The 22,396-nt window shown below is 72.2% G+C and carries 22 protein-coding genes; 12 read left to right on the top strand and 10 right to left on the bottom strand.

Annotation, left to right across the window (positions count from 1 at the left end):
* Nucleotides 1–71: 71 nt before the first annotated feature.
* The gene (locus AQJ27_RS14985) at nt 72–410 is read right to left on the bottom strand and encodes a YnfA family protein (RefSeq protein ID WP_067367692.1); all 339 of its coding nucleotides are present in this window, start codon (nt 408–410) and stop codon (nt 72–74) included.
* A gap of 196 nt (nt 411–606) precedes the next feature.
* On the opposite strand from AQJ27_RS14985, the gene AQJ27_RS14980 reads away from it, so the two are divergent.
* Together AQJ27_RS14980 and AQJ27_RS14975 are read left to right on the top strand one after the other, a co-directional pair.
* On the top strand, nt 607–1,083 hold the full coding sequence (locus tag AQJ27_RS14980) for a hypothetical protein (RefSeq protein ID WP_235613596.1): 477 nt from the start codon (nt 607–609) through the stop codon (nt 1,081–1,083).
* 86 nt (nt 1,084–1,169) lie between these two features.
* On the top strand, nt 1,170–1,727 hold the full coding sequence (locus AQJ27_RS14975) for a MarR family winged helix-turn-helix transcriptional regulator (protein ID WP_079064984.1): 558 nt from the start codon (nt 1,170–1,172) through the stop codon (nt 1,725–1,727).
* On the opposite strand, the gene AQJ27_RS14970 is transcribed toward AQJ27_RS14975, so the two are convergent.
* Nucleotides 1,640–2,116: a winged helix-turn-helix transcriptional regulator gene (locus AQJ27_RS14970; RefSeq protein ID WP_067367689.1), complete on the bottom strand. Its 477-nt coding sequence runs from the start codon at nt 2,114–2,116 to the stop codon at nt 1,640–1,642. The two genes, AQJ27_RS14975 and AQJ27_RS14970, sit on opposite strands and share 88 nt — an antisense overlap.
* 144 nt (nt 2,117–2,260) lie before the next feature.
* Between AQJ27_RS14970 and AQJ27_RS14965 the strand changes: the two genes are divergently transcribed.
* Together AQJ27_RS14965 and AQJ27_RS14960 are read left to right on the top strand one after the other, a co-directional pair.
* On the top strand, nt 2,261–3,145 hold the full coding sequence (locus AQJ27_RS14965) for an NADP-dependent oxidoreductase (RefSeq protein WP_067367686.1): 885 nt from the start codon (nt 2,261–2,263) through the stop codon (nt 3,143–3,145).
* A 73-nt stretch (nt 3,146–3,218) separates the two neighbouring features.
* On the top strand, nt 3,219–3,410 hold the full coding sequence (locus AQJ27_RS14960; protein ID WP_067367682.1) for a type 2 periplasmic-binding domain-containing protein: 192 nt from the start codon (nt 3,219–3,221) through the stop codon (nt 3,408–3,410).
* A 188-nt stretch (nt 3,411–3,598) separates the two neighbouring features.
* Here AQJ27_RS14960 and AQJ27_RS14955 read toward each other — a convergent pair whose 3' ends face one another.
* A complete protein-coding gene (locus AQJ27_RS14955) occupies nt 3,599–4,417 on the bottom strand; it encodes a helix-turn-helix domain-containing protein (RefSeq protein ID WP_067367678.1) in 819 nt (272 codons plus the stop codon).
* Between the two features lie 178 nt (nt 4,418–4,595).
* On the opposite strand from AQJ27_RS14955, the gene AQJ27_RS14950 reads away from it, so the two are divergent.
* From AQJ27_RS14950 to AQJ27_RS14935, 4 genes are all read left to right on the top strand, one after another.
* A complete protein-coding gene (locus tag AQJ27_RS14950) occupies nt 4,596–5,681 on the top strand; it encodes an LLM class flavin-dependent oxidoreductase (RefSeq protein WP_067367675.1) in 1,086 nt (361 codons plus the stop codon).
* Nucleotides 5,678–6,400, top strand: a complete 723-nt coding sequence (locus AQJ27_RS14945; RefSeq protein WP_067367672.1) for an FMN reductase — start codon at nt 5,678–5,680, stop codon at nt 6,398–6,400. Before AQJ27_RS14950 ends, AQJ27_RS14945 begins: the two co-directional genes overlap by 4 nt.
* Before the next feature lie 261 nt (nt 6,401–6,661).
* Nucleotides 6,662–7,384 (top strand): response regulator transcription factor, encoded by a 723-nt coding sequence (locus AQJ27_RS14940; protein WP_067367669.1) that lies wholly within the window; start codon nt 6,662–6,664, stop codon nt 7,382–7,384.
* A complete protein-coding gene (locus AQJ27_RS14935) occupies nt 7,385–8,854 on the top strand; it encodes a sensor histidine kinase (RefSeq protein WP_067367666.1) in 1,470 nt (489 codons plus the stop codon). It begins immediately after the preceding gene.
* A gap of 90 nt (nt 8,855–8,944) precedes the next feature.
* Here AQJ27_RS14935 and AQJ27_RS14930 read toward each other — a convergent pair whose 3' ends face one another.
* Nucleotides 8,945–10,912 (bottom strand): APC family permease, encoded by a 1,968-nt coding sequence (locus AQJ27_RS14930; RefSeq protein WP_067367663.1) that lies wholly within the window; start codon nt 10,910–10,912, stop codon nt 8,945–8,947.
* A gap of 461 nt (nt 10,913–11,373) precedes the next feature.
* Between AQJ27_RS14930 and AQJ27_RS54685 the strand changes: the two genes are divergently transcribed.
* Nucleotides 11,374–13,005, top strand: coding sequence for a hypothetical protein (locus AQJ27_RS54685; RefSeq protein WP_159064355.1), 1,632 nt, complete (start codon nt 11,374–11,376; stop codon nt 13,003–13,005).
* Nucleotides 13,006–13,057: 52 nt separating this feature from the next.
* Here the strand turns inward: AQJ27_RS54685 and AQJ27_RS14920 are convergent, their stop codons facing one another.
* The 5 genes from AQJ27_RS14920 to AQJ27_RS14900 form a co-directional block, all read right to left on the bottom strand.
* On the bottom strand, nt 13,058–15,043 hold the full coding sequence (locus AQJ27_RS14920) for an APC family permease (RefSeq protein ID WP_425275208.1): 1,986 nt from the start codon (nt 15,041–15,043) through the stop codon (nt 13,058–13,060).
* A gap of 161 nt (nt 15,044–15,204) precedes the next feature.
* Complete coding sequence (locus tag AQJ27_RS14915) at nt 15,205–15,768, bottom strand: hypothetical protein (RefSeq protein WP_235613595.1); 564 nt, start codon at nt 15,766–15,768, stop codon at nt 15,205–15,207.
* Nucleotides 15,769–15,868: 100 nt separating this feature from the next.
* Complete coding sequence (locus AQJ27_RS14910) at nt 15,869–16,642, bottom strand: transglutaminase domain-containing protein (protein ID WP_067367657.1); 774 nt, start codon at nt 16,640–16,642, stop codon at nt 15,869–15,871.
* A gap of 74 nt (nt 16,643–16,716) precedes the next feature.
* Entirely contained in the window at nt 16,717–17,721 is a 1,005-nt protein-coding gene (locus AQJ27_RS60155; RefSeq protein WP_067367654.1) for a M56 family metallopeptidase, read from the bottom strand.
* 18 nt (nt 17,722–17,739) lie between these two features.
* Entirely contained in the window at nt 17,740–18,153 is a 414-nt protein-coding gene (locus AQJ27_RS14900; protein ID WP_341866076.1) for a BlaI/MecI/CopY family transcriptional regulator, read from the bottom strand.
* 141 nt (nt 18,154–18,294) lie between these two features.
* On the opposite strand from AQJ27_RS14900, the gene AQJ27_RS14895 reads away from it, so the two are divergent.
* From AQJ27_RS14895 to AQJ27_RS14885, 3 genes are all read left to right on the top strand, one after another.
* On the top strand, nt 18,295–19,131 hold the full coding sequence (locus tag AQJ27_RS14895) for an undecaprenyl-diphosphate phosphatase (RefSeq protein ID WP_067367939.1): 837 nt from the start codon (nt 18,295–18,297) through the stop codon (nt 19,129–19,131).
* Between the two features lie 196 nt (nt 19,132–19,327).
* On the top strand, nt 19,328–20,875 hold the full coding sequence (locus AQJ27_RS14890; protein WP_268814586.1) for an MGDG synthase family glycosyltransferase: 1,548 nt from the start codon (nt 19,328–19,330) through the stop codon (nt 20,873–20,875).
* A complete protein-coding gene (locus tag AQJ27_RS14885; RefSeq protein ID WP_201264340.1) occupies nt 20,872–21,621 on the top strand; it encodes a polysaccharide deacetylase family protein in 750 nt (249 codons plus the stop codon). The genes AQJ27_RS14890 and AQJ27_RS14885 overlap by 4 nt, the downstream gene beginning before the upstream one ends.
* Nucleotides 21,622–21,640: 19 nt before the next feature.
* Here the strand turns inward: AQJ27_RS14885 and AQJ27_RS14880 are convergent, their stop codons facing one another.
* Nucleotides 21,641–22,318 (bottom strand): class F sortase, encoded by a 678-nt coding sequence (locus AQJ27_RS14880; RefSeq protein WP_067367645.1) that lies wholly within the window; start codon nt 22,316–22,318, stop codon nt 21,641–21,643.
* Between the last annotated feature and the right edge of the window lie 78 nt (nt 22,319–22,396).

The raw sequence follows: 22,396 nt of genomic DNA, 5'->3' as shown, positions 1-22,396 counted from the left end.
TGACTGGCGTACGTGGTGCGGTCGGTCCTCGTCAGGATAGGCAGGCGGTCGGCGTCCGCGGGGTCGTGGGCTCAGTTGCCGCCACGCGGCGCATACATGATCACGGCCATTCCGGCGAGGCAGATGAGGGCGCCGGTCACGTCCCAGCGGTCGGGGCGGTAGCCGTCCGCGACCATGCCCCAGACGAGGGAGCCGGCCACGAACACTCCGCCGTACGCGGCGAGGATGCGGCCGAACTCGGCGTCCGGCTGGAGTGTCGCCACGAAGCCGTAGACGCCGAGCGCCATGACGCCCGCGCCGATCCAGAGCCAGCCGCGGTGCTCGCGCACGCCTTGCCAGACCAGCCAGGCGCCGCCGATCTCGAAGAGCGCGGCGATGACGAAGAGGGCGGCGGAGCGGACGATCAGCATGCCGTCACTCTCGCACGGGCCGTATCCGCCCCTTCCGTCACCTGATGGACGGCGCCTGTGGACGGTCTGGGGTGGCATACATCGGGTGGTCACACGTGAGCGTGAGTGAGTGCGGGCCCCGAGCGAAGGGAGCGACGTCATGCGGACGATGGAGATGCGGATGCGATTGCGGAAGCGTTTGGGGATGCGGTCGGGGATGGGGAATGACGCGTGGGTGCGGGGCATGGGTGTGATGGGTGCGGGGGCGGCCCTGACGTTGGGCGGGGCGTCGTCCGTCGGCGCCCTCGCTCCCGAGGCCGATCTCGCCTATCACGGCTCGGTGGCCATGGCGGCCGGGCTCGTCGACCTGCGGCTGACCCCGCAGAACCTCGGCCCGAACACCGTCGAGGACGCGACGGTCCGGCTGCGCTGGTCGGCCCCGCTCGCGGATGTGCAGCGGCTGCCGGGCGACTGCGCGCATTCGGGCGAACGGGAGGTGGTGTGCCGTACGGGGCCGCTGGCGGCGGACGGGCCGGGGGACCGGATGCGGCTGAAGGTACGGCTGCTGGGGGAGCCGTCGGAGGTGACGCTGGAGATCGACACGGTGTGGGGCGGCGGTGCGGTCGACCGCGATCACGGCAACGACCGGCAGCGGGTGCTGGTGCTGGACACCGGCGACTCGTACGTGTTCTAGGACCTGTCCGGTTCGCCGGGTGGTTCTGCCGGTTGCACGTACGATCTTTGTCCGACGTGGGTGAAGCGGCAGTGAAGGGGCGTGCCATGTCAGGGAACGTGCGTGCGCGGCTGCTCGACGAGCTGTCCACCGTCTCGCGCCGCTACATGGCCTCGTACGCGCTCTTCAACCAGGCCCTCGCCGACCGTCTGAAGCTGCACCCCACGGACATGCAGTGTGTGAACCTGCTCAGCCTGGAGGGCGGGCCGGTGACGACCGGGCGGATCGCGGAGCTGACCGGTCTGACGACCGGTTCGGCGACGCGGCTGGTGGACCGGCTGGAGAAGGCGGGCTATGTCGTGCGGCAGCGGGACGCCGTGGACCGGCGGCGGGTGCTGGTGGCGACCGTGCCGGAGAAGGTCGCCGAGTTCGGGCGGGTGTGGGACCGGCTGGGTGGCGGCTGGTACGCGCTCTTCGACGAGCTGGCGGACGACGAACTGGCCCTGATCATCGGGCACATGCGCCGCACGGTGGACCTGAGCGCGGAGCAGATCGCCCGCCTGCGGGACGGGGACCTTCAGGAGGCCGACGAGGATCGTCCGGAGCCTACGGAGCTCACGGAGCCCGCCGAGCCTTCGGACGGGGCGTCGCCGTCGTCGTCGTAACGCTCCCGAGCCTCGTTGACCTCCTCGATGTGCAGTTCCGCCCAGTCCTTCACGGCGGAGAGCAGTCCGGCGAGGCTGGTGCCGAGGGGGGTCAGTTCGTAGTCGACGCGGACGGGCACGGACGGCGTCACCGTGCGGACCAGGATGCCGTCGCGCTCCAGTGAACGCAGCGTCTGCGTCAGCATCTTGGGGCTGATCCCCGCGAGCTTGCGGCCCAGGTCGCTGTAGCGCATCGAGGCCCCGTCCGCCTGGGCGAGCGCGCTGACGACCAGGCTGACCCACTTGTCGCTGATGCGGTCGAGGAGCTGGTTGGTGGGGCAGCTGCGGATGAACGCGTCGTACTCGATCCGCGCCTGCGCGCGCCGCTGCGCCGCGGTCGTGGTCGCCATGACTCACCTCCGGGTGACGTACGCACCTTCAGGTGCCTACTTACCAAAAGAGAGTAACTCTTCCTAGGGTTGTTGCGACGGGAGAGAAACCCGGGTGAATCAGGTGAATCGACGCGCTGGGCGCGGGACACAGGGAGAGCTGACATGCGGGCAGTGGTCGTGACGGAGTTCGGTGGGCCGGAAGCGGTGGAGATCGCGGAGGTCGAGGTGCCGGAGCCGGGTGCCCGGCAGATTCGGATCAAGGTGGCGGCCGCCGCGCTCAATCCGGTCGACGCCGGGGTGCGCGCGGGCGGCTTCGGGGGCGCGGGGCGGCGGCTCGGACTGGGCTGGGATGTGGCAGGGACGGTGGACGCGGTGGGCGCGGACGCGGGGTGGAGGGTCGGCGACGAGGTGGTGGCGCTGTCGTACGGGGCGGTCAAGTCCCTTGGCACGCACGCCGATCACGTGGTCGTGGACGCGGACGCGGTGGCCGGGGCGCCGAGCTCGGTGGACCCCGTCCACGCGGCCACCCTGCCCCTCAACGCCCTCACCGCGGACCGGGCCCTGGACCTGCTGGCCCTGGAGCCCGGGCAGAGCCTGGCGGTGACGGGTGCGGCGGGGGCGGTCGGCGGGTACGCGGTCCAACTCGCCGCCCACCGCGGTCTCGTGGTGACGGGGGTGGCCCGTGAGAGCGACGAGGAGCTCGTACGGTCGCTGGGGGCGGCCCACTTCGCGCCGGGTGGCGTGGAGGGCGTGGACGGGGTGCTGGACGCGGCGATTCTCGGCGCGGCGGCGTTGGAGTGGGCGCGGGACGGCGGGGTGTTCGTGGGCGTCATCCCGGGGGCGCATCCGGCGTCCGTACGGGGGGTGCGGACGGACTCGGTGGAGGTGCGCGCCGACGGGGCGCGCCTCGCGGAGCTGGTGGCGCTCGTCGACGAGGGGGTGCTCACGACCCGGGTCGCCGACACGTACGGGCTGGAGGAGGCGGGGAAGGCGCACGCGCGGCTGGCCGGGGGCGGGCTGCGGGGGCGGCTGGTCCTGATCCCCTGAGTCCGCGGGGTGCCCGGAGGGGGCATGGGGTGATCTCGGAGTCCTGCTGCCGGGCAGCCCGAGGCGCGCGGGTGTGACCGTGCCCTACCACGCGGCGGCGGCCGCCGCGGTGCCCGGAACCTCGCTGATGGCGACGCTGCCGAGGAGCTTCGCGATCCGGCACGCGTCGCCGGGCACCACCACCGTCATCCCGGCACCGAGCGAGATCGGTCCGATCAGCTGTGCGATGTCCTGGCATCCCCGCCTGGACGACGACGCCGCGTAACGCTGGCTCCGGGACACGATCACCACCACGACGCGGTGATGCGGGAGGGCTCCGCCGCCAGGTGGGTTTGTCGGCTGCGGGTGGGTGGGGGCTTGGCGCGCAGTTCCCCGCGCCCCTGGGGGCGGGGCTGCGCCCCGGCCCCCGTCGGCCGGCAACCGAGCCTCCACCCACCCGCAGTCGGAGTCGGGTCAGTGGATGGTGGTTGCGTAGGTGGTGGGGGGTACTCCTACCGTCGCTGTGAAGTCGCGGACTAGGTGGGCCTGGTCGGCGTAGCCGAGGTCGGCGGCGAGGGCGGCCCAGTCGACCGGGCCGGAGGCCTCCGCGCGGGACAGGGCCTCGTGGATCCGGTAGCGCAGGATGATCCACTTCGGGCCGACGCCGACGTACGCGGCGAAGAGCCGTTGCAGGGCCCGCACGGTCATCCCCTCGGCGCGTGCGAAGTCGCCGACGTGCCGGATGGCGCGGTCGCCCCGGATGCGGTCCACCAGGGCCATGGCGAGGTCGGCCTGCGGATCCGGGCGCGGACCGAGGCCCAGGAGGAACGCGTCGAGCGCGGCCACGCGTGCGTCCTCGTCGGCGGGGTCGAGGACGGAGGGGACCGTGGCGGCGTCCACCGTGGGAAACACCGTGTGGAGCGCGAGGCGCTCGCCCGTGAGTGACGTCAGGGCCCGTCCCGGCACGAAGGGGCGGAAGCCCCCCGGGCGGAACTGGATCCCGCACACCCGTCCCCGGCCCTCCAGTTTCTGTGTGAACAGGTCGAGGCCGATGCCGGCCACCTCGCCGAAGTCGACGGGGTTCTGACCCGTGTACCTCTGGAAGACGACGTTCACGGACGGGTGCGGGACCACGTGGGAGGCGTACGGCTCGGGCAGGTCCCAGTCGATCAGCCAGTAGTGCTCCAGGTAGGGGCGGAGCGGCTCGGCCGGTTCGCGGCGCCGGAAGCGGACGCGCGCGAAGAGCTCGGCGGCGTCGACGATGCCTCGGGTGTCACGGCGTGGGGCGGCCATGACGGGATCGTAGGGCGGGGCACTGACAGTCGGGGCAGGGCAGGGGCAGGGGCAGGGGTCGGGGCAGGGGCAGGGGTCACGGTCGGGGGGCGGGGGTGGGTGGTGCGCGGAATAGCGACGGGGGGTGGATCGTTTGGGGGTATAGTTGAATCGTAAACAACCTGGAGGGTGAGCGACCATGCAGTTCGGAATCTTCAGCGTCGGCGATGTCACGGCGGACCCGACGACCGGCCGTACGCCGACCGAGGCCGAGCGGATCAAGGCCATGGTCGCCATCGCGCAGAAGGCGGAAGAGGTGGGCCTGGACGTCTTCGCGACGGGTGAGCACCACAACCCTCCGTTCGTGCCGTCGTCGCCGACCACGATGCTCGGCTATGTCGCGGCGCGGACCGAACGGCTGATCCTTTCGACGTCGACCACGCTGATCACCACCAACGACCCGGTGAAGATCGCGGAGGACTTCGCGATGCTGCAGCACCTGGCCGACGGGCGGGTGGACCTGATGATGGGGCGGGGGAACACCGGGCCGGTGTATCCCTGGTTCGGGCAGGACATCCGTCAGGGCATCAACCTGGCGGTGGAGAACTACGCACTGCTGCGCCGGCTGTGGCGCGAGGACGTGGTGACGTGGGAGGGCAAGTTCCGCACGCCGCTGCAGTCGTTCACCTCGACGCCGCGTCCGCTGGACGGGGTGCCCCCGTTCGTGTGGCACGGCTCGATCCGGTCGCCGGAGATAGCCGAGCAGGCCGCCTACTACGGTGACGGCTTCTTCCACAACAACATCTTCTGGCCGGCCGACCACACCCAGCGGATGGTCGAGCTGTACCGGGAGCGGTACGCGCACTACGGGCACGGCACGCCCGAGCAGGCGATCGTCGGTCTCGGCGGGCAGGTGTTCATGCGGAAGAACTCCCAGGACGCCGTGCGCGAGTTCCGGCCGTACTTCGACAACGCGCCGGTCTACGGGCACGGACCCTCCCTGGAGGAGTTCACCGACCAGACCCCGCTGACCGTCGGCTCCCCGCAGGAGGTCATCGAGAAGACCCTGGCCTTCCGCGACTACGCCGGTGACTACCAGCGCCAGCTGTTCCTGGTGGACCACGCCGGGCTGCCGCTGAAGACGGTCCTCGAGCAGCTCGACCTGCTCGGCGAGGAGGTCGTCCCGGTGCTGCGCGAGGAGTTCGCCAAGGGGCGCCCGGCGGATGTGCCGGACGCGCCGACCCACCAGTCCCTGCTCAAGGCTCAGGAAGTGAGCGTCGTATGAAGCTCGTCGTCGTCTCGGCGGGGCTGAGCGTCCCCTCGTCGACCCGGCTGCTGGCCGACCGGCTGGCCGCCGCCACCGGCCGGTACACGTCCGTCGACGTCCAGGTCGTCGAACTGCGCGACCTGGCCGTGGAGATCGCCCACAACTTCACCAGCGGCTTTCCCGGGCGGGCCCTGTCCGCGGCCCTGGAGGCGGTGACGGAGGCGGACGGTCTGATCGTGGTCACGCCGGTGTTCTCCGCCTCCTACAGCGGCCTGTTCAAGTCCTTCTTCGACGTACTGGACCAGGACGCGCTCACCGGCAAGCCGGTCCTGATCGCCGCGACCGGCGGCTCCGCCCGCCACTCCCTCGTCCTCGAACACGCCCTGCGCCCCCTCTTCGCCTACCTGCGTGCCGTGGTCGTACCGACCGCTGTCTACGCGGCCTCGGAGGACTGGGGTGCGGAAGGCCTGGCCGAGCGGATCGACCGCGCGGCGGGCGAACTGGGGAGGCTCATGGAGGGCCTGGGCTCCGGCTCTGGGGCCGGGGCTGTGCGAGGGGCCGATGTGGCGGACACGGCGGATGTGGCGGATGTGGCGCAAGCGGCGGACGCTTCGGTGGCCGTGGACACCGACACCGCCGCCGCCATCGCGCCGCGCTCGCTCGACGGGGCCCTCGCCTCGGCCGACAGGTTCACCGTCATCCCCTTCGAGCAGCAGCTCGCCGCGCTGCGGCCGTAGGGGCAGCAGAAGGCCGTGAAGGCCGGAAGAGGGGGTGGGCCGCCACCGTCCTGCGCTTCCGGCCCACCCCCTCCGCACCGGCCGGACCCCTATTGGGGGATTCGCGGGTCCGCCCGTCCTGACATACGGGACAGACTGGCCGGGCGAGGTAAGTGACTCGCGGGGGGAGGGGTGAGAGGCGGGTAAGAAGCCCACCCTGACCACCGCCCACCAGGTGGTACCCGGCCGGAGGCTTGGCAGACTGGTGGGGTGCCCCAGAATGTGCTGCTCGCCGAGGACGACCGTGCCATCCGCCATGCCCTGGAAAGGGCACTGACGCTGGAGGGCTACGCGGTGACGGCCGTCGCCGACGGCGTAGAGGCGCTGGCCCAGGCCCACCGCACACCACCGGACGTCCTCGTCCTGGACGTGATGATGCCCGGTATCGACGGGCTGCAGGTGTGCCGCGTGCTGCGCGCGGAGGGGGACCGTACGCCGATCCTGATGCTCACCGCACTGGTCGAGACGGCCGACCGCATCGCGGGCCTGGACGCCGGGGCCGACGACTACGTGGTCAAGCCGTTCGACGTGGAGGAGGTCTTCGCCCGGCTGCGGGCCCTGCTCCGCCGGACCGTTCCGGTGAACGGCACCCCCGCCGGCGTACCGGCGTCGTCGCCGTCGGTGTTCGCGTCGAAGGAGGCGTCGGGGCAGATCTCCGCGGCCGGGCTGCGCATGGACATCCAGGCGCGCCGCGCCTGGCGCGGACAGCGCGAGCTGGAGCTCACCCGCACCGAGTTCGAGCTGCTCGAACTGCTCGTCCGCAACGCGGGCATCGTCCTCGACCACGCCACGATCTACGACCGCATCTGGGGCTACGACTTCGGTCCCGGCTCCAAGAACCTCGCCGTGTACGTGGGGTATCTGCGGCGCAAGCTCGACGAGCCGGGAGCGCCGGCGCTGATCCACACCGTCCGGGGCGTGGGGTATGTGCTGAGGGAGGACTGAGTGCCACCCCGATGGCTCACGGGGCTGCGGCCCCGGCGGGTGTCCTCCCTGCGGGCCACCTTCACCCTGTCCTTCGCCGCCGTGGCCGCCGCGGTCACCGTCCTCGTCGGGTTCCTGAGTTACGACGCCGCCGCCCGGCTGGTGCGGGTGGACCAGCAGACCGTCTTCTCCGGGGTCGTGCAGGACCTGCGGGTCCAGGTGCGCGGGACGGCGTTGGACCCGGGTGATTTCTCGTCGTCCGACCCCGATCACGACGGGCCCCTGGACGACATCATCCGGCCCGCCCGTACGGATGTGCAGGTGCTCGGGCGCGGTGGGGTGATATCCGACCGCGGGAAGCCCGCGCTGCCCGTGACCGCCGCCGACCGGCGGACAGCCGCGTCCGCCACCGCGGGCAAGTGGGTGGAGCACGGGGAGGTCGACGTCGCCGGCGACCGCTACCGGGTGGCGACCGTCGCGCTCGGCGGCCGGCGGGGCGCGGTGCAGGTGGCCCAGCAGTTCAGCGACACGGAGGATCTGCTGCAGGAACTGCAGCAGCGGACCGTGCTGCTGGTGGGGGCGGTGGTGATCGCGTCGGGGCTGTTCGGCTGGTGGCTGGCCCGGCGGATCACCCGGCGGCTGGTGCGGCTGGCCGGGGCCGCGGAGGACGTGGCGCGCACCGGGCGGCTCGGCATCCAGGTGCCGGTGGCCGGATACGACGAGGTGGCCCGCCTCGGCCGCTCCTTCGACCGGATGCTCGGCCGGCTCGCCCAGTCCGAGGAGGACCAGCGTCGGCTGGTCCAGGACGCGGGCCATGAACTCCGTACGCCGCTGACCTCGCTGCGTACGAACATCTCCATGCTGCGCCGTATCGACGAGCTGCCGCCCGAGGCCCGCGAGGAGCTGGTCGCCGACCTGGCGCAGGAGTCCCGTGAGCTGACCGACCTCGTCAACGAGCTGGTGGCGCTCGCGGCCGGGCGGTCCGACACCGAGCCCGTGCAGCGGATCGACCTGGCCGATCTCGCCGAGGACGTGGCGATCGCCTCGCGGCGCCGCACCGGGCGGGACATCCTCGTCCGGGTGGGCGGTGACACGACGGTCGACGGCCGTCCCACGGCGCTCCAGCGGGCGATATCCAACCTGGTGGAGAACGCGGCCAAGTTCGACCGCGAGGGCAAGGCGCCGATCGAGATCGCGGTCACCGGTCCGGTGCGCCCCGGCATCGGGGTGGGCGGCGGTCTTCCGGGCAGCGTCCGGATCGAGGTCCTCGACCGGGGTCCGGGCGTGGTCGAGGGCGATCTCGTCCGGGTCTTCGACCGTTTCTACCGCGCCGCCGACGCCCGCAGCCTGCCCGGTTCCGGGCTCGGTCTGTCCATCGTCAGCGAGGTGGCCACCGGCCACGGCGGAGCGCCGTTCGCCTTCCGGCGGGAGGGGGGAGGCGCGGTCATCGGGTTCACGGTGAGCGCGGACTACCCGACGGAGGAGGACTGACGGGCGGACAGCGCCCTGAAGGGGCGCGGGGAACTGCGCGACCAGTCACGACGGACCCGCAGGCGGTGTACCGCGCGTTCAGCGGAGTGCTCAGCCGACGTGTACGCGCGGTCGGCGGGCGCGGTCGGGTTCGGCCTCGCGCAGGACCTCTCGGGTGACGGGGGCGACCTCGCCCTGGCCGAAAAGGAAGAAGCGCAGGAAGTTGGTGAAGGGGTCGCCCTCGGTCCACTCGAAGTAGATGTGCGGGGTGCAGCCGGTGCGGTCGCGGACGTACAGGAGCAGGGCGGCCAGGGCGTTGGGGATGGAGGAGGACTCCAGAGTCAGGACGCGGTAGCGGCCGTGGAGCACTTCGCCGCGTACGGTCAGGCCCGCCTCGAACTCCGAGGGGTCCAGGACGGTGACCTCGACGAAGACGAAGTCCTCCTGGGCCGGGAGGTCGTTGTCGGCGCGGATCTGCTCGATCTTCTCGCGGTACTCGGCCTTGTCGCGGTTGTCGGGTTCGTTGGCGATGAACCGGATCCGGCGGCTTGCTATGTCCCGTACGAACCGGTCCGCCATGTCGTCCAGGCTCACGCTGGTCACCCGCAGTTCGAAGGCGCGGGCCAGCCGGGAGAGCAGCGAGACGAGGATGATGCCGGCGATGAAGCAGGCGCCGATCTTGACGCCGTCGGGGCGTTCGATGACGTTGACGACGGTCGTGTAGAGGAAGACCGCGGAGATGACGGCGAAGGCGATGGTCCAGTTGCGCTGGCCGGCCTTGCGCGCGGCGATGGTCACGGCGATCGCGGCGGAGCTGATGAGGACGAGGACACCGGTGGCGTAGGCGCCGCCCTGCGCGTCGACGTCGGCGTTGAAGATCCAGGTGACCAGGAACGCGACCAGGGTGAAGACGATCACCATGGGGCGGACGGCGCGTGCCCAGTGCGGGGCCATGCCGTAGCGGGGGAGGTAGCGGGGCATGAGGTTGAGCAGTCCGGCCATGGCGGAGGCGCCCGCGAACCAGAGGATGGCGATGGTCGACACGTCGTAGACCGTGCCGAAGGCGCCGCCGAGGTATTCGTGGGCGAGATAGGCGAGGGCGCGGCCGTTGGCCTGGCCGCCGGACTTGAACTCCTGCTCCGGGATGAGGAGCGTGGTGATGAAGCTGGTGAAGATGAGGAAGACGCTCATGATCACGGCGGCGGTGGTCAGGAGCTTCTTGGTGTCCCGGATGCGGCCGGCCGGCTTCGCGTCGGTGTCGGTGGCGTCGCCCTGGACGTGCGGCATGACGGCCACGCCGGTCTCGAAGCCGGAGAGGCCGAGGGCCAGTTTGGGGAAGACCAGGAGGGCGACCCCGACCATCGCGAAAACGTTTCCGTGTTCGGTGGTCAGGGCGCTGGTCCAGTCGGTGATCACATGCTCGGCCGTCGCCACGTGCCACAGGCCCACGACTACGACCACGACGTTGAGCGCGAGATAGATCCCCACCAGGACGACGGCGACGCCGATCGCCTCCAGGAAGCCCTTGAGGAACACCGCGCCGAGCAGGGCCACCAGGATGAGCGTGATCAGCATCTGCTGGTCGTGCAGCGTGCTGGTGAGATGGGGGTTCTCGACCAGGTGGGTGGAGGCGTCGGCCGCCGACAGGGTGATGGTGATCAGGAAGTCGGTGGCGGCGAAGCCCAGCAGGGTCAGGACGAACAGCTTGCCCTTCCAGAACGACAGCAGCCGCTCCAGCATCGCGATCGAGCCCTCGCCGCGCGGGCTCTCCTCGGCCACCCGCCGGTAGACGGGCAGTGCGCCCGCCAGGGTGACGATGACGAGCACGATGGTCGCGATGGGCGAGAGGAGTCCGGCGGCCAGGGCCGCGATGCCGGGCTGGTAGCCCAGTGTCGAGAAGTAGTCGACGCCGGTCAGGCACATCACCCGCCACCAGCGCTGCCCCTGGTGCACGGGCTCCGGCAGGGCGTGCGAGCTCTGCGGGGTCTTGCCCATGTCGGACAGTCCCTCGAGCATCCACGCACGCAGCCGGCTCGTACCCGTCGTACCTCTGGTACGAGCGTGGTCGGTGGTGGCCATCGGGGTGCTCCTGACGTGCTGCCCGGCGTGGTGCCCATTGTGATCCGATTGTGAGCAATGGGGGAGGAAACGGCAGGGCGGGTGGACATTACGGCGAACGGGGGGCGGCGGTGCGGTCGCGGGGGCGGCAGCCCCCGGTCCGGCACCGCGGTCCGGCACCGCGGTCCGGCACCGCGGTCCGGCACCGCGGTCCGGCACCGCGGTCCGGCACCGCGGTCCGGCACCGCGGTCCGGCACCGCGGTCCGGCACTCCGGTCCGGCGCTCCGGTCCGCCCCCGACGACGAGAATGCCGTGCTTTTCGCACACGTGGTCGGCCGACGGCGTCAAGGCCGCGTCAAAGTCGTCCGGTGCGACGTCAGGGGCCCATCAAGGTCCGGTGTGTGTGACGTGAGGCGGTCGCAGACTTGGCGCGGCACGGGGGACACGGACGAACGTCCGTGGCGTGCCGATGGAGGGGCTCGTGGCTGTCACGGCCGGTACCACGCACAGTCCCGCGGCGCGAGCCGCGACCACGCACAGTCCGGCGCGAGCCGGGACCGTCGGAGCGCCACCGCGCGTGGCGAGCGCCCCCTCCGGGGGTGGGCGCCGGCCGCGGCCCAGGCGCGGAGGGCCGCGATCGAGACGCCCCCGACGCGCCGGGCGGCCCCGAAGTCCGAGGCTCCCCCTTCGCCGCGCACCCCGAAGAGCCGCCACCGCCCTGCACCACCGCTTCTGGGCGACCCTGCCCGCGCGACTGCGGCTGCTGCGGACCGTCACCCTCCTGCTGACCGTCGCCCTCGCCCTGCTGCTGGGCCTGGCCGGACTCGCCGCCAACGGCACCTGGGACACCGTGGCGGGCCGCGACGCACCCCGCACCACCAGCGCCGCCGACCTGAATCTCGCCCTCAACGACATGGACGCGCAGGCCGCCAACCTTCTGCTGGCCGGCGGCGACGGGGGCAAGGGGCGCCTGGCGACGCCGTACGAGAAGGCGGCCGGCTTCTACGGGGACGCGCGCCGCGCGATCGGCCACGACCTGCGCACGCTTGCCGTCGCCGCCCAGGGCGACGCCGCCGACGAGCACACCGTCGAGTCGCTCACCGACGACTTCGCCGAGTACCAGGAGCTGATCGGCCGCGCCCTGGAGAACGACGACCGCGCCGGCGGCGGACCGGCCGCCCTCGTCGACTACCGCGAGGCCACCGATCTCCTCCAGGCCCAGCTCCTGCCGAGTGCGAGGAAGCTGGTGGACTCCAACGACAGCGCCTTCGACCGGCAGTACGACCAGGCCCGTTCGGTCCTCTCGGCCCAGCTCGCCGCCGTCCTCGTACTCGGCGCGCTACTGCTCGCCGCCCTCGGCGTCCTCCAGTGGTACCTGGCCCGCCGCTTCCACCGGATCCTCAACCCCGGCGTCCTGGCCGCCACGGTCTGCGCGCTGCTGGCCGTGCTCCTCGGCGGCCAGGCGCTCGCCGCCTCCGCCGACCAGCTCTACGGAGCTCGCCGCGACGCCTTCGACTCCGTCGTCGCCCTCTCCCGCGCCCGCGCGATCGCCTACGACGCGAACGCCGACGAGAGCCGCTTCCTGCTGGACCCCGAGCGCCGCTCGCAGTACGCGCAGGCGTTCCTCGCCAAGTCGCAGCAGCTGTACGGGATGAAGGGCGCGAGCCTCGACTCGTACGACTTCGGGCTCGCCACGACCTGGAAGGAGTACCGCGCCGACCGCCACACCCTCGACTTCGGCGGCGAGTTCGCGCGTGAGCTCGCCAACCTCACCTTCCCCGGTGAACGGGCCGCGGCGGAGCGGACGGTGGACGCGTACGCCGTCTACCAGCGCGACGACCGGAGGATCCGGGCCCTGGTCGCGCAGGGCAAGGAGGGCGAGGCCGTCGCGTTCTGCATGGGGTGGGAGCCGGGCACGTCCAACGCCCACTTCGGGGCCTGGATGACGGCGCTGGACCAGGTGACGGACATCAACCGGCGGCACTTCACGGCGGCGGTCCGCGCGGGCCGCTTCGAGGCGACCGGACTGCTCCCGTGGACGTGCGGTCTGCTGCTCGGTGCGGGTGCGCTGATCCTGCTGGGGCTGCGACCGAGGCTCGCCGAGTTCCGCTGAACCGGGGTCCGCCGAGCGAGGGTGCGCCGAGCCGGGTTCCGCCCCGGGCGCGTCACCGGTGCCGGGTGCCCGCCCGGGGCGCCGGCCCCTGCGGTTCCCCCCGCCGGAAGGACCCCGGCGCCCTGGCCGCGGGCCGGTCGGCGTGGGCCGAGGACGTCAGCTGCCACGGCACGCTCGTGACCATGACCCCCGGGGTGAACAGGAGCCGGTTCTTCAGCCACAGCGCCGACTGGTTGTGCAGGAGGTTCTCCCACCAGTGTCCGACGACGTACTCGGGGATGAAGACGGCGACGATGTCCCGCGGGCTCTCGCGGCGGATCGAGCGGACGTACTCCACGACCGGCCGGGTCACCTCGCGGTACGGCGAGTCGATGATCTTCAGCGGGATGTCGATGCCGTACTCCTCCCAGCGCCTGAGCAGCGCCGCCGCCTCGTCACGGTCGACGGAGACCGTCAGGGCCTCCAGCCGGTCGGGGCGGAAGGCGCGCGCGTAGGCGAGGGCACGGAGGGTCGGCTTGTGCAGGGTGGAGACCAGGACGATCCCCAACACTCGTGAAGGGAGGGTGAGTTCGCCCTTCGGGTCGGTCACCGCCAGTTCCGCCGAGATGGCGTCGTAGTGGCGCCGGATGCCGCGCATCATCACCCACAGCACGATCGCCGCGAGTACGGCGAGCCACGCGCCCTCCGTGAACTTGGTGGCCAGCACGATCACCAGGACCAGGCCGGTGACGACCGAGCCGAGTGCGTTGATCGCGCGGGCCGTTTGGTGGCGGCGCCGCGGCGCCGGGTCGCGTTCCGTGCGCAGCTCGCTGTTCCAGTGCCGGACCATGCCCAGCTGGGAGAGCGTGAAGGCGGTGAACACGCCCAGGATGTAGAGGTGGATGAGGCTGGTGACGTTCGCCTTGAAGCCCCACAGCAGCAGAGCCGCGACGATCGCGAGCGCCAGGATGCCGTTGGAGAAGGCGAGCCGGTCGCCCCGGTTGTGCAACTGGTGGGGGAGATAACGGTGTTGGGCCAGGATGGACGCGAGCAGGGGGAAGCCGTTGAAGGCCGTGTTCGCCGCCAGGATCAGGACCAGCGCGGTCGCCGCCTGGATGACGTAGAAGCCGACGCTGTGCTCGCCGCCGAAGACCGCCGCCGCGATCTGCGCGATCACCGTGCGCTGGGTGTACGAGCCGCAGTCGCCGGTGAGTCCCGTCAGCCGGCACGCGTCGTCCGTGATGTGCACCTTGGTGATCAGCGCCAGCGCGGTGACGCCCACGAACATGACGATCGCGAGGGCGCCCATCGCGGTCAGGGTCTCGGCCGCGTTCCTCGACTTGGGCCTGCGGAAGGCCGGTACGCCGTTGGAGATGGCCTCCACCCCGGTCAGCGCCGTACAGCCGGAGGAGAACGCGCGCAGCACCAGCATCAGCAGGGCGAGACCCGTCAGGTTCGCGTCCGAGGGGTCCGGCGCGACGCCGTATCCGGCGCTCTCGGCGACCGGCGCGTCCCCGAGGGCGTAGCGGATCAGGCCCGTGACCACCATGACGAGCACACCGCTGATGAACAGGTACGTCGGTGCGGCGAAGGCGCGTCCCGACTCCCGGACGCCCCGCAGGTTCATCGCCGTCAGGACCGCCACGAAGCCGATCGCCAGCAGAACGCGGTGGTCGGCGAGGCGTGGGACGGCCGAGATGATGTTGTCGACACCGGAGGCGACCGAGACGGCCACCGTCATGACGTAGTCGACGAGGAGCGAGGCGGCGACGACCAGTCCGGCGGTCGGGCCGAGGTTCGTCGACACCACCTCGTACGAGCCGCCGCCGCTCGGGTAGGCGTGCACCACCTGGCGGTACGACAGCACCACGACCGTCATCAGCGCCACGACCGCGGCCGCGATCCACGGGGTGAAGTGCAGGTAGGCAAGGCCGCCCAGGGTGAGGACCAGCAGGATCTCCTGGGTCGCGTACGCCACCGAGGACAGCGGGTCCGAGGCGAAGATCGGCAGGGCGAGCCGCTTGGGCAGCAGCGTCTCGTGCAGCTCTTCGCTGCGCATGGCCCGGCCGATCACCAGCCGCTTGAGGATCCCCGTGACGTTGAACACGGGCGGAGGGTAAGCCGGGGGAGGGGCCGGGAGGGGGCCCGACACTCACTCCGGGCCGCTCCTCACCAGGTCGGCGAGGGCGGGCACGGGTCCCGCTCCGCACGACCCCTCGCTCACTCCAGCCCCGACACCTTGAAGACCGTCAGTGCCGTCTCGCGGTCGATCCGCTCCGAGACGCGGTGCAGCGCGGTCTCCCCGCACGAGAGCGTGGAGCGCAGGGCGGACAGGCGCGCGTCCTCGTCGAGGCGGCGCCACAGCGGCGGATTGGCGACCAGGACCCGGGGGTCGATCTCGACGCGCGCGCCGAACGTGTCCCGCAGTACGAGCCGCTGGCCGACTCCGTCGAGGCAGCGCACCGACACCAGGTGGTCGGTGCGGACCAGCCGCGCGCGCAGCAGCCCGCGCGAGACCAGCCAGCCCTCGCCCGCGGAGACCCGGGTGGGGTACAGCACGAGAAACAGCAGCACCGCGAGCGCGGCCCACAGGGTGGCGCGTGGCGCGGAGAGGGTGCCGACTCCCCAGTCGATGAGGAGGAGAAGGGCGAGCAGCACGGCCGCGCAGCGGATCGAACTGCGTACGTCCTGGGCCCAGAGGCGGTCGCGCGCGACTTCCGCCGAGGGCGGGGCCGGTGCGTCGACCGCGGTGCGCGCGTTGTCGCGGCGGTTGCGGCGTTCCATACGACCGACGGTAGAGACCGGGGAGGTCGCAGGCAGCATGCCTTGACGGGTCTCTGATGACTTGGGCGTCAAGGATGCGACAAGAAGCGTCGGCCCGCCGCTACGCGGGCCGGGCGGCCCGGCCTCCCGCGGCCCATCGACCGAGCACCGGCTCCGCGAGGGTGCGGGCCGGGAGGCACAGGGTCTGGCCGTGGCGGGCGAAGAGTTCGTCGCGGGAGGTGAAGTGACCGAGGTCGAGGCGGAGATGGCCGGACAGGTCGCAGACGGCTCCCGGGCCGCCGTCGCAGCTCGCGGCGGCGTGGCCGTCCCAGTCGACCGCCGTACGGGCCACGGCGTCGAAGAGGGTCTCGCCACCCTTGTTGGTGAAGCCGCCGGAGGCCGAGCTCATCTCCTCCGGGCTTCCGAACAGCTCGGCGATCGGTACCCAGTCGCCGTCCAGCAGGAACTCGGGCCACGCGAGCAGGACCCGTTCCGGGACCAGCGGCTTGAGCCGGGGGAAGCGTGGATACCAGAAGACTCCGTCGACGAGCAGGCCCCGCACGCGCGTGGGTACGGCGATGGCCCGTGCGACGGCCTCCAGCACCGCCATCCGCTGGCTGCACGAGCCCCGCCCGAGCGTCAGCGTCCGCGAGGTGCTCCGCAGGTCGTCCACGGAGTACACCGGGCGCACCTCACGCGCGATGATCCCGTGTGCCACGCGGAGTGAGTCGCGGGCGGTGTCCTCGGTGGGGATCCGCTCGACGAGGGCGGTGACGGTCGGGTGGGTCCAGTCGAGGATGGGGGTGGGGCGCGTGGAGCCGGGTACGGGTTCGGTCCCCGGGGCGACCGGGTCGCCTCCCGCACGTCGGTACGGCATCAGCAAACGACTCGTCATGGCCCGCCCCTTTTCCCCGTTTTCTCTCAGCGTACGCCCAGGGCCTGTCCGGCCGTCCTGTACGAGGGGCCGGTTCAGCCGAAGGGCGAGGCGGTGTGGTTCGACCTGTCCGGGTCGAGGTGGTGCGGGCCGTGGTGGTCGGCGATGCCGACCACTTCGAGGAGGTCGTGCAGGTCGTGGGTGGCGGCGACGGTCGACACCATGGTGAGGGCCAGGCACGCCGTGGTGACGAGGGTGAGCCCCGGACGGCGGGTGAGGGGCGGGGCGAGGAGGGCGGCGACCCGGCGGGGGACCGGGCCCGCGCCGGCGAGTGGTCCGCGTCGGCCGAGGACGCCGCGGAATCCGAGGGTGGAGAGGCGGGGCGCGGGGGCGCCGTGGGCGGCCAGGGCCGCCTTGCCGACCGCGCGGGCGACCCGGCGGCGGTCGCCGGTGGCGCGGGCGGCCTGTTCGTCGGCCCAGCGTTCCACGGTGTAGGTGACGGCGGTGGCGAAGGGCCGCAGCAGGGGGTTGGCGGCGGCGCCCAGGCCGGCGAGGGCCACGAACAGATAGTGGTGGGCGGCGAGATGGGCGCGCTCGTGGGCGAGCAGGATGTCGTGCTCGGCCTTGTCCAGGGTGCGCAGCATGCCGGTGGAGACGACGACCCGCCCCGGCAGCCCCGGCAGCGCGTACGCGTCCGGCGCCTCGTCCTCGACGATGACGAGCCCGTCCGGCGTGGGCATGCACGCGGCGTCCCAGATGGCGGAGGCGATGGAGCGGGCCCGGCGCCACAGCATCCGCGCCGCGGTCAGCAGCGCGCCGCCGAGCAGGAGGCCGGCGAGGAGCGCGACCGGCGGTTCGGCGGGGTCGTTGATCTGCGCGGTGCGGGCCGACCAGTGGCCGAGGCCGGCGAGGAACGGGACGCCTATCAGGCCGGTGATCGCCAGGAGGCCCAGCGAGATGGTGGTCGCGACGCCCAGGATCAGCGCGGAGGCGGTGAGCAGCCAGGTGGCCAGGCGTGGTTCGCAGCGTTCGGAGAGCGGGCGGGCGCCGAGAGGCGCGATCACGGACAGCAGCAGCGGCAGATAGACGGCGATACGCATCCGGGCGGGCTCCTTGTCCTACCGGTCGGGGTCCGCGTCGGGTCCCAGCAGGTGGCGCAGCAGGTCCGCGTCGGTGTCGGACAGGCTGTCGGCGAAGCGGGCGAGCACCGCCTCGCGGTCGGGGCGCTCCTCGAGCACGGTGCGCATCCGGCGGGCGGCGAACCCGGGGTCGTCGGTCACGGGCGCGTAGGCGTACGCCCGTCCGCGCCGGGTGCGGGTGAGCAGCTGCTTGGTGTGCATCCGGGTGAGGATCGTGACCACGCTGCTGTACGTCAGCTCGCCCCCGAGCCGTTCGGCGACCTCGCCCGGGGTGAGCGCGGCCTCGGCCTGCTGGAGTACGCCGAGGATCTCGGACTCCCGCTCGCCGTTGGCCCGCTTGGAGCCCCGAGCCTGTGAATCGCGTGAATCGAGGCCCATGGGTTTGTCGTTCACCCGTCCATCTTCTACAGTCGTGTAAAACTTGAGCTTCTACGGCGGTGTAAATGCTGCCGTGGTCCGAGTCTGCCATGTGTCGCCGTGCGCCCGTGCCCCGGGGGACACGTGCTCGCCCCGTTCACCGCAGAGATGGATCCCATGAGTGTTATCAGCGTCGGCCAGGCCGTCGTACTGGGAGTCGTCGAGGGAGTGACCGAGTTCCTCCCCGTCTCCTCCACCGGCCACCTCAAGATCACCGAGGGGCTGATGAACATCCCGGTCGACGACACGGCCGTGGTCGGCTTCACCGCCGTCATCCAGGTCGGCGCGATCGCCGCCGTGCTCGTGTACTTCTTCAAGGACATCGTGCGGATCGTCTCGGCGTGGGGCCGGGGGCTGCGCGACCGCGAGGAACGGCAGCATCACGACTACAAGTTCGCGTGGTGGGTCATCTACGCCACCGTCCCGATCGTGATCGTGGGCCTCGCCGCCAAGCCGCTCATCGACGGGGCACTCGGCTCCCTCTGGGTGGTCGCCGTCTCGCTGATCGTCGGCAGTGGCGCGATGTGGGCGGCGGACCAGATGGGACGCCACAAGCGCGGCGAGGACGACACCACCTTCAAGGACGCGATGCTGGTGGGCTGTTCACAGATCCTCGCCCTGCTCTTCCCGGGCTTCTCGCGCTCCGGCGCCACGATGTCCACCGCGCTCGTCCTCGACCTGGACCGGGTCGCCGCCACGCGCCTCTCCTTCTTCCTCGGCATCCCCGCCCTCACCGGCGCCGGTCTGTACGAGCTGAAGGACGCCGTCGGCGCGGGGGTGGGCGCCGTACCGCTGGCCGTCGGCACCGCCGTCTCCTTCGTCGTCGCCTACGCGTCGATCTCCTGGCTGCTGAAGTTCGTCGCCAAGCACTCCTTCAACGCCTTCGTGATCTACAGGATTGTCGTCGGCGTGCTGCTTCTCGGGCTGCTGGGCGCGGGAGTGCTCAACGCCTGAGTGTTCAACACCTGAGCGCTCAACGCTCGCGTGCTCGACACCTCACCGCCGAGTCGGCCCGCAGCGCCGGCGCCGGTGGCCGCGACCTCGGTCGCTCCCTGCGTTCGTTTCCTTCGCCTTTGTTCCCTTCGCCTTTGTTCCGGCGAGTCGGTGACGTCCCCCGTCATGCCCTCACCACTCTGGAGGCTGATCCGCTGTGCTCCACTCCGACAGTCCCACCCGCATCACCGTCATCTCCGCGAGCATGGGGGCCGGGCACGACGGCGCCGCCACCGAACTCACCCGCCACCTCACGGCGGCGGGCTTCCTCGTCGACCGCCACGACTTCCTCGACCTGCTGCCCGCCCGCATCGGAAAGCTGCTCTCCGGCGCCTACCTCCGGCTGCTGACCTGGGCCCCCGCGGGCTACCAGCGCATCTACGCCGCCACCGAGCACGAACGACGGCCCAACCCCGCCGTACGGGCCCTGCTGCGCGGCGCCGAACGACGCACCCTCGCCACCGTCACCCCCGACACCCGCGCGGTCGTCTCGACCTACCCCGGAGCGAGCCAGGTCCTCGGCGCCCTGCGGCTGCGCGGCCGGCTCGCGATACCGGCCCTGACCTACCTCACCGACTTCTCCGTCCACTCCCTGTGGGTGGCGCCCGGCATCGACGCCCACCTTGCCGCCCACGCGATACCCGCCGCCCAGGCGCACGAGCAGGGCGCGGCGGGCGTCACCGTGACCGGCCCGATGACCGACCCGCGCTTCACCCCCGCCGACGAGGGCGAACGGCGTGCCGCCCGCACCCGTTTCGGCCTTCCCCCGGACACACCGCTCGCCCTGCTGGTCGCGGGCTCGTGGGGAGTCGGGCCCGTCCGGGAGGCCGCCGCGGAGATCCTCGGCACCGGGGTCGCGCTGCCGGTCGTGGTCTGCGGGCGCAATCACGCGCTGGCCGAACGGCTGCGCGCGGACGGCATCGCCCATGTGCACGGCTGGGTGGACGACATGCCCGGCCTGATGCACGCGTGCGACGTCCTCGTGCAGAACGCGGGCGGGCTCACCTCGCTGGAGGCGCTCGCGGGCGGACTCCCGGTCGTCAGCTACCGCTGCATACCCGGGCACGGCCGGACCAACGCCGCCGCGCTCGACGAGGCGGGCCTCGCCCCCTGGATCCGCGAGCCGGACCGGTTGGCGCCGACCCTGACCGAACTCCTCCACGGCCCGCGCGGCCGGGCGCAACGCGAGGCGGGCCTGGCCCTGTTCACCACGGCCCCCGGTCCCGTACCGGCCGTCACCGCGATGGCCCACAGCCCGCTGTCCGCCGTACGCCCGGGCCGTCAGAGTTCCCCGACCGCGCTACCCGCCGGGACACCGGACCTGTCCACGGCCACCATTCCGTCCCAGCGCCGCCCGGCCGACGGCCGCGCCGGGACTCCCGGACCCCGGGCCGGCGTTCGGCCCGCGAGGCCTGGGCGGCCGGTCGCCGCGCGGGCCGCCGTCGACTTCGACGCGTCCGGACTCCCGACCGCCGTACCGGCCGACGCGTCGACCGCCGTACCGGTCGAGGCGCTGCGCCTCCCCGTTGCCGGGCGGTTCGCCGCCAGGTCACGGCAGGCCCGGCGCCGTACGGTCCTCATGGTCGCCGCCGTCGCGGCCACCCTCTCCCTCGGTGTCGGCGCCCCGCTCGCCTACGCCTACGGGGAGTCCCCCGGCCATCACTTCGGTGCGCTCACCCACTACCTGGAGGACGACGACCGATGAGGTCAGACCCGGGCCAGTTGACCCGTACCGTTCGGCGGGCCGGGGCGATCGCCCTGCCCGCGCTCGCCGCCGCGCACGCCGCGCCGGTGATCTCCACCTTCGGACCGCTGCGCAACCGGGCCATGCCCCGCCTCGCCGGCCGCGGCCGCCCCGACCATGTCGCACTCACCTTCGACGACGGGCCCGACCACCTCTCCACCCCGCACTTCCTGCGACTGCTGGACGCCCGGGGCATCCGGGCGACCTTCTTCCTGCTGGGCTCGATGCTGGCCCGCTCGCCCGGCCTGGCCAAGGAGATGGCCGCCGCCGGGCACGAGATCGGCATCCACGGCTGGCACCACCGCCCCCTGCTGCTGCGCGGCCCGCGCGCCACGTACGACGACCTCGCCCGGGCCCGCGACGCCGTCGCCGAGGTCACCGGCCGCCCGCCCACGCTGTTCCGGCCGCCGTACGGGGTGATGAACACCGCCGCCCACCTCACCTGCCGCCGCCTCGGGCTGACCCCGACGCTGTGGACGGCCTGGGGCGAGGACTGGCGCGGACGGGCCACCCCGGACTCCGTCCACCGCACCGTCACCCGCGATCTGTCCGGCGGCGGCACCATCCTGCTCCACGACTCCGACTGCACCTCGGCCCCGGACTCCTGGCGCACCACCCTCGCCGCCCTGCCCCGCGTCCTCGACACCTGCGAGACGCACGGCTGGCGCGTCGGGCCCCTGCGCGAGCACGGAGTCCCGGGCCCCTGACACGTCAGGGTCCGTGAGGTCAGACGAGGTGGGCGAAGACCACCAGGTTCTCGGTGTAGTCCTTCGCCGAATGGTCGTAGTCGCCGGCGCAGGTGATCAGCCGGACCTCGGCGTCGCGGGTGTCGGCGTACACGCGCTTGTCGGGGAAGTCGTCCTTCGCGAACGTGTCGGCGTCGTCGACCACGAACGTGGCCTTGCGCCCGTCGGCCCTCTTCACGGTGAACCGGTCGCCCATCTGCAACTCCCTGAGGTCGGCGAAGACGGCCGGAGAGGTCGTCGTGTCGACATGACCGGCGATGATCGCGGCACCCGCTTCACCGGGGGACACGCCCTTGGCGTACCAGCCGACCAGGTTGGTGTCGTCGGCCTCCGGAGGCTGGAGCTTGCCCGATTCGTCGACGGACAGTTCGGTGAACGGGGCGTCCACGTCGATCTTCGGGATGAGCAGCCGCGTCGGCTCGGACCGCGGCAGATGCTTGCCCGGCGGCCGGGCCGAGGACGACGGTGCGAGCGCCGCCGCGCCGTGCGGCTTGCCGGAGGCGGAGGAGGGGTCGGCGGGCCGGCCGTGGCCGCCGAACAGGCTCAGCGCCAGGACCAGGATTCCGGCGCACCACACGTACAACGGCACGCCGGACCGCGCGCCCTGGAGCGGCGTCACGGACTGGGGCTCGACAGGGGAGGACAACCGGGATGCCATCGGGCACCACCTCACTGGAACACGTACGGGACAACTCACTGGATTACGGCGGCGGAGCCGGCGCGGCACGGGGGCAAC

The sequence above is a fragment of the Streptomyces olivochromogenes genome, assembly GCF_001514115.1.
Taxonomy (GTDB): Bacteria; Actinomycetota; Actinomycetes; order Streptomycetales; family Streptomycetaceae; genus Streptomyces; species Streptomyces olivochromogenes.
This window is presented reverse-complemented; position numbering and strand designations above follow the sequence as displayed.

Bases quoted from the DNA above. Each gene is read 5' to 3' on its own strand.
- AQJ27_RS14970 (WP_067367689.1), bottom strand. From the start codon at position 2,116: ATGGCGACCACGACCGCGGCGCAGCGGCGCGCGCAGGCGCGGATCGAG.
- AQJ27_RS14885 (WP_201264340.1), top strand. From the start codon at position 20,872: ATGAGGTCAGACCCGGGCCAGTTGACCCGTACCGTTCGGCGGGCCGGG.
- AQJ27_RS14945 (WP_067367672.1), top strand. From the start codon at position 5,678: ATGAAGCTCGTCGTCGTCTCGGCGGGGCTGAGCGTCCCCTCGTCGACC.
- AQJ27_RS14950 (WP_067367675.1), top strand. From the start codon at position 4,596: ATGCAGTTCGGAATCTTCAGCGTCGGCGATGTCACGGCGGACCCGACG.
- AQJ27_RS14930 (WP_067367663.1), bottom strand. From the start codon at position 10,912: ATGGCCACCACCGACCACGCTCGTACCAGAGGTACGACGGGTACGAGC.
- AQJ27_RS60155 (WP_067367654.1), bottom strand. From the start codon at position 17,721: ATGCGTATCGCCGTCTATCTGCCGCTGCTGCTGTCCGTGATCGCGCCT.
- AQJ27_RS14895 (WP_067367939.1), top strand. From the start codon at position 18,295: ATGAGTGTTATCAGCGTCGGCCAGGCCGTCGTACTGGGAGTCGTCGAG.
- AQJ27_RS14915 (WP_235613595.1), bottom strand. From the start codon at position 15,768: ATGGAACGCCGCAACCGCCGCGACAACGCGCGCACCGCGGTCGACGCA.
- AQJ27_RS14975 (WP_079064984.1), top strand. From the start codon at position 1,170: ATGTCAGGGAACGTGCGTGCGCGGCTGCTCGACGAGCTGTCCACCGTC.
- AQJ27_RS14980 (WP_235613596.1), top strand. From the start codon at position 607: ATGGGGAATGACGCGTGGGTGCGGGGCATGGGTGTGATGGGTGCGGGG.
- AQJ27_RS14985 (WP_067367692.1), bottom strand. From the start codon at position 410: ATGCTGATCGTCCGCTCCGCCGCCCTCTTCGTCATCGCCGCGCTCTTC.
- AQJ27_RS14880 (WP_067367645.1), bottom strand. From the start codon at position 22,318: ATGGCATCCCGGTTGTCCTCCCCTGTCGAGCCCCAGTCCGTGACGCCG.
- AQJ27_RS14955 (WP_067367678.1), bottom strand. From the start codon at position 4,417: ATGGCCGCCCCACGCCGTGACACCCGAGGCATCGTCGACGCCGCCGAG.
- AQJ27_RS14920 (WP_425275208.1), bottom strand. From the start codon at position 15,043: ATGCGCAGCGAAGAGCTGCACGAGACGCTGCTGCCCAAGCGGCTCGCC.
- AQJ27_RS14965 (WP_067367686.1), top strand. From the start codon at position 2,261: ATGCGGGCAGTGGTCGTGACGGAGTTCGGTGGGCCGGAAGCGGTGGAG.
- AQJ27_RS14910 (WP_067367657.1), bottom strand. From the start codon at position 16,642: ATGACGAGTCGTTTGCTGATGCCGTACCGACGTGCGGGAGGCGACCCG.